The sequence below is a fragment of the Fundidesulfovibrio sp. genome, from assembly GCF_058402725.1.
Map to the genome: position 1 here is coordinate 1 of NZ_JBZVFJ010000214.1, position 4,331 is coordinate 4,331.

The window sequence follows — 4,331 nt, forward strand, 5'->3', positions numbered from 1 at the left end:
AGCCGTGGAGCCAGTCGCGGTACTGGGGGTGCTGGCGGATGTCCAGGACGCCCAGGGAGATGAGTTGTTCCCAGGTGTCCTGCTTCATGAGGGGCCGCACGAGCCCCGGGCTGAAGTGGAGCGCCGTGGAGCAGGCCAGAAGCAGCAGGTAGACGTAGGCCGGAAGCGCGGCCAGCTTGAGCAGGCGCTTGAGCATGGTGGACCTTGGAAAATGGCGGCGCGGCCGACGTCTCTTTGGTATCAGGAGTGGGATTGGCGCGCCAGGACAAACTCGTCCGGCGCGTGCGATCTCCTGCACGCGCAGTGGAGGCCGTCCCGATGATCCTGTCGATGGAGAGCCGCGCCTTGCGGCTTTTGGTGGCGACGTTGTGCCTGGGCGCCCTGTGCCTTCTGTTTCTCTCGGAAACGGGCGCGTTCCGGCAGCTCGACATGTCGAGCGTGGACCGCCTTGCCCGGGCTGAAGGGCTGGGCCCCGTGGACCCCGCTTCCGGGGGCCGCCTTCTCTCCCCCGAGGGGGTGCGGCTCACCCTGGAACTCGACGCGCCGCGCGTGGTGCGTCTCACGGCGTGCGTGGCGCACGGGCCAGGGGCAGCGCGGCTTCGCTTCTCGCTCGGGGGAACGACGGTCCACGAGCTGCGGGCCTTCGAGAATCCCCCCGGCTCCGGCCAGGCCTGCCACACGGCGGACCTGGCGCTTGCGCGGGGCGTCAATACCCTGCACATGGCTGCCATACCCGACGCTGGCCTTCCCCCTGAGGCGGCAAGGCTCTCCCGCCTGGAAATCAGGGACCTCAACGCGCCGGGCAGGCTGCTTCTGCCCTGGCGGGTTTACCTCGGCGCGGCCTGGGAGGAATCCCGGGCGTCGCTGGAGAGGTGGGCGCGGCAGGCGTGGGAGCGCGGCGGCTGGTGGTGGGCGCGGCGGGCTGGGCCGTGGGCGGCGTTCATGCTCTGCGCCGGGCTGGCGTGGCTGGCCGTCCCGGGACGTTCGGGTCCGTCCGCGAAGACTTGGGACAAGGCCGCGCTCCTGCTCTTTGGCGCGCTCTGCGCCGACGCCATGCTGCGCAGCGCGGACACGGCGGGCGAACTGGCGCTGCGTTCTCTTTCGCCCGGTCCGCTGAACGCGGTGGAGGCGCGCGAGCTGCTCAAGGGCACGCTCTTTCCGTCGCTTGGGGCCATGTACACCCACATGGACCATTACGACTTTCTCACCACGCTCTACCCTCCGCTGTATTACGCGGCTTCCAAGGCGGTGATCCTGTTGACGGGTCCCGTGCTGTTCGCCACGCGGCTGGTCTCGGCCGCATCGCTTGCGGCATTGTGCTGCGCCGCCTACGTGCTGGCGACCAGGGCCGGGGCGGGCCGTCTGACGGGCCTCATGGCGGGCATGCTCCTGCTGCTGGACGGCGACCTCTCCGCGTGGGGCGTGATCGGGCGGCCGGACCTCCTTCTGTGGGCTCTGTTCGGCTGGGCCGCAGTGCACCTTGAGCGTCGCGTCTGCTCGCCCGGCGAAGGAGACGCCCGCTCGCTCGCCCTGTTCTGCCTGTTTTCGGCTCTGATGCTCCTCACGAAGCTCCAGGCTTTGCCGGTGGTGCTGGCCATGCACCTGTTCCTGATCTTCGCGGAGACAGGCCCGCGAAGACGCCTGGCCCTGGACGTCTCAGCGGCCACGCTGGCGGGTTCGGGGCTGGCGCTGGCAGGCATGAACCTGGCCACGTCCGGGGCGATGTTCCACAACCTGCTGGAATACACCGCGTACCTGAGCCGTACGCCGGGGCTCAACAACGATGCGGACTTCTTCACGCGCCTGGGCCACTACGCGCAGGGCAACCTCTGGGCGGCCGGACCGTTCCTGGCGGCGTCGGCCTGGGCCGGGCTGCGCGGCCGCCTGGGATTGTTCACGCTCACGGCCGCGGCGGGGATGCCCTTCGCCTATCTGCTGCTGCGCAGCTGGGGGGCCGACAGCAACTACATGTTCGGCTTCACCACGGCGGCGATCCTCTGGATTGGGGTCAGCGGGCGCGAACTGGGCGTCGGACCGCGCCGCGCCGCTCTTGCCGCCATGGCCGTGGCGGCCACCGTCTACACGCTGGGCCGGGAGCCTTTCGTGCTCTTCCACGGCGTATCGTACGAGGGCCTCGCCTCGCGGACGCCGACTTTTGAACGCGAGAGGGACGCGCAGAGGCGCTTCGCGGCGATCCTGGACGCAGTGCCCGGACCTGTGCTGGCCGACACCGAGTCGAGCCATCTGACCCTGGGGCGCGCCGGACACACCCTCTACCTGGAAGGCATGGACTCAGAACTGCCTCATCGAGAAGGATTCTGGAGCTATGCCCGGACGCCGCTGCCCTTCGACATCGCCTCCCGACGTTTCGCGGCGATCCTTTTGCGCTGCGGCACGCCGGAGGGCCTGCTGGAGACGGTGCAGGCCCACTACCTCCTCCTGGAGACCGACGGAACCTCTTGCCTCTACGTGCCTCGTCCCTGACGGAACGCGCCCCGGGGAAGATGTCCTCGGGGCGCGTGGAAGGCGCTGGGAACGCCTCGGCTCAGGTGCCGGGGCGGCGGAGGATCTTGTAGCGCGGCGCCGGGTTGAGCTGTGTCTGCTGCTCCCCTGCCCTGTCGTCCTGGGCCTGCAGGGCGGGCGCTGGCCTGGCCTGGGCCTGCTGCTGCGCCTTGGCGGGCGTCGCCTGGGCCTGCTGCTGGGCTTTGGGAGGTGCGGCCTGGGCGGCCTGCTTCGCGGGGATGAGCAGGGGCGTGCCCGGGATGAGGGCGTGGCGCGGATCGGCCTTGTTCACGGCGATGAGTTCCTGCACGCCCACACCGGTCTTGGCGGCCACGGATTCCAGGGTGTCGCCCTTGCGCACGATGTAGAGGGCGGGCTGGATGGCGGGCTGTCCCGAGGGCTGGGCCTGGGCCACGGCGCTGCGGGAGGGCGCGGGCTCCAGCGACTGGCCCGGTCCGTCCAGGGCGCAGGCGGCCAGGGGGATGAGCACGGCCTTGCCGGGGATGGGCCTGTCGTGTCCCTTGTTGGCCTCGCGCAGGGTGTTGGCGGGGATGCCGGTCTCGCGCGAGATGGTCCACCAGGTGTCTCCGCCCCGGGCGAGGCGGGCCGCGCCGGTGGCGGCGTCGCGGGGGTGTTCCACGTAGGCCAGGGCCGAGTGGGCGAGCTTCTTGGGCACCCAGGCGGCGGTGGAGCGGTCCGGGGGGCTCACCTGGCGGCGGTAGGCCGGGTTGAGGGCGTGGAACTGCTCCCAGGAGAGGCCCAGGTGGGCGGCCAGTCCGGAGAGGTCGGTCCCGGCGGGGATGCGCACCTCTTCCAGGTCCTTGGCCACGCGCATGTCGGGAGCCTTGAAGCCGAGCTTCTGGGCGTTCTGGGCGATCTTGAGCATGGCCAGGTAACGGGGCACGTAGTGCCTCGTCTCGTCCTTGATGGGCGCGGAGGACTTGGCCAGGGTGTTGAAGGTCTGCGCGCCGGAGGAGGTCATGGCGCGCGAGACCGCGCCCTCTCCGGCGTTGTAGGCGGCCAGGGCCAGCTGCCAGTCCCCGAACTGCTGGTGGAGGATCTTGAGGTAGCGGGCGGCCGCGGCTGTGGAGAGGTAGGGGTCGCGGCGCTCGTCGAGCCACCAGTCCACGGTGAGCCCGAAGCGGCGGGCGGTGGCGGGCATGAACTGCCACATGCCCACGGCCCCGGCCGAGGACACGGCCAGCACGTTGTAGCCCGACTCGATGTAGGGCAGCGCCAGCAGGTCCTGGGGCAGGCGGTGGCTGGCCAGCACGGCGCGGACGTATTCCAGGTGGGGCTCGCTGCGCATGAGCCAGCGCTGCACGGTGTCGCGCTTGTCGCGGGTGTAGCTCTGGAAGAAGAGCTGCACCTCGCGGGTCTCTTCGGCGGTGAGCTTGAAGGAGATGCCGGCCTTGGAGTCCAGGGCCTGGCGTTCCACGGGGGTGAGCGGGCGGCCCCGGCTGTTCTTGAGGGCGTCGAGTTCCGTGATTTCGGGTTCGAGGTTGGAGACGGGCTTGGCTTCGCGACCGGTGTGGACGCTGGGCCCCGCGCATCCGGCCAGGAGCAGCAGACAGACGATGGTGAGAAGCCTGGCGGTCATGGTCGCCCCCTCGGTTGGTTCTTCCGTGGAGCACCACAAGCACGAAACATGCCGCATCTTTGATTTCAGCTGGTTAGCGCACACGACGCGGTGCGAAGCGCTCCGGGAGACAAAATCCCGTCGCGGCGGACGGTTGGCGTGAAATGCGCAAAGCGAGACCGCCGCCCCTGAGGGCGGCGGCTCGTGGAGGAGCGCCCTGTTCCGGACCGCCCCGGCGTGGGGCGAAGCG

General features: G+C 70.2%; 3 protein-coding genes. 1 reads left to right on the forward strand and 2 read right to left on the reverse strand.

Translation table 11 applies throughout. The features are described from left to right. A partial coding sequence (locus ACV4UX_RS17575) for a hypothetical protein (RefSeq protein WP_491594577.1) occupies positions 1–196 on the reverse strand: 196 nt, incomplete at its 3' end. 122 nt (positions 197–318) lie between these two features. On the opposite strand from ACV4UX_RS17575, the gene ACV4UX_RS17580 reads away from it, so the two are divergent. After that, complete coding sequence (locus ACV4UX_RS17580; protein WP_491594578.1) at positions 319–2,484, forward strand: hypothetical protein; 2,166 nt, start codon at positions 319–321, stop codon at positions 2,482–2,484. A 61-nt stretch (positions 2,485–2,545) separates the two neighbouring features. Here ACV4UX_RS17580 and ACV4UX_RS17585 read toward each other — a convergent pair whose 3' ends face one another. After that, positions 2,546–4,102: a lytic transglycosylase domain-containing protein gene (locus tag ACV4UX_RS17585; protein ID WP_491594579.1), complete on the reverse strand. Its 1,557-nt coding sequence runs from the start codon at positions 4,100–4,102 to the stop codon at positions 2,546–2,548. Positions 4,103–4,331 lie beyond the last annotated feature (229 nt).

Bases quoted from the DNA above. Each gene is read 5' to 3' on its own strand.
- ACV4UX_RS17580 (WP_491594578.1), top strand. From the start codon at position 319: ATGATCCTGTCGATGGAGAGCCGCGCCTTGCGGCTTTTGGTGGCGACG.
- ACV4UX_RS17585 (WP_491594579.1), bottom strand. From the start codon at position 4,102: ATGACCGCCAGGCTTCTCACCATCGTCTGTCTGCTGCTCCTGGCCGGA.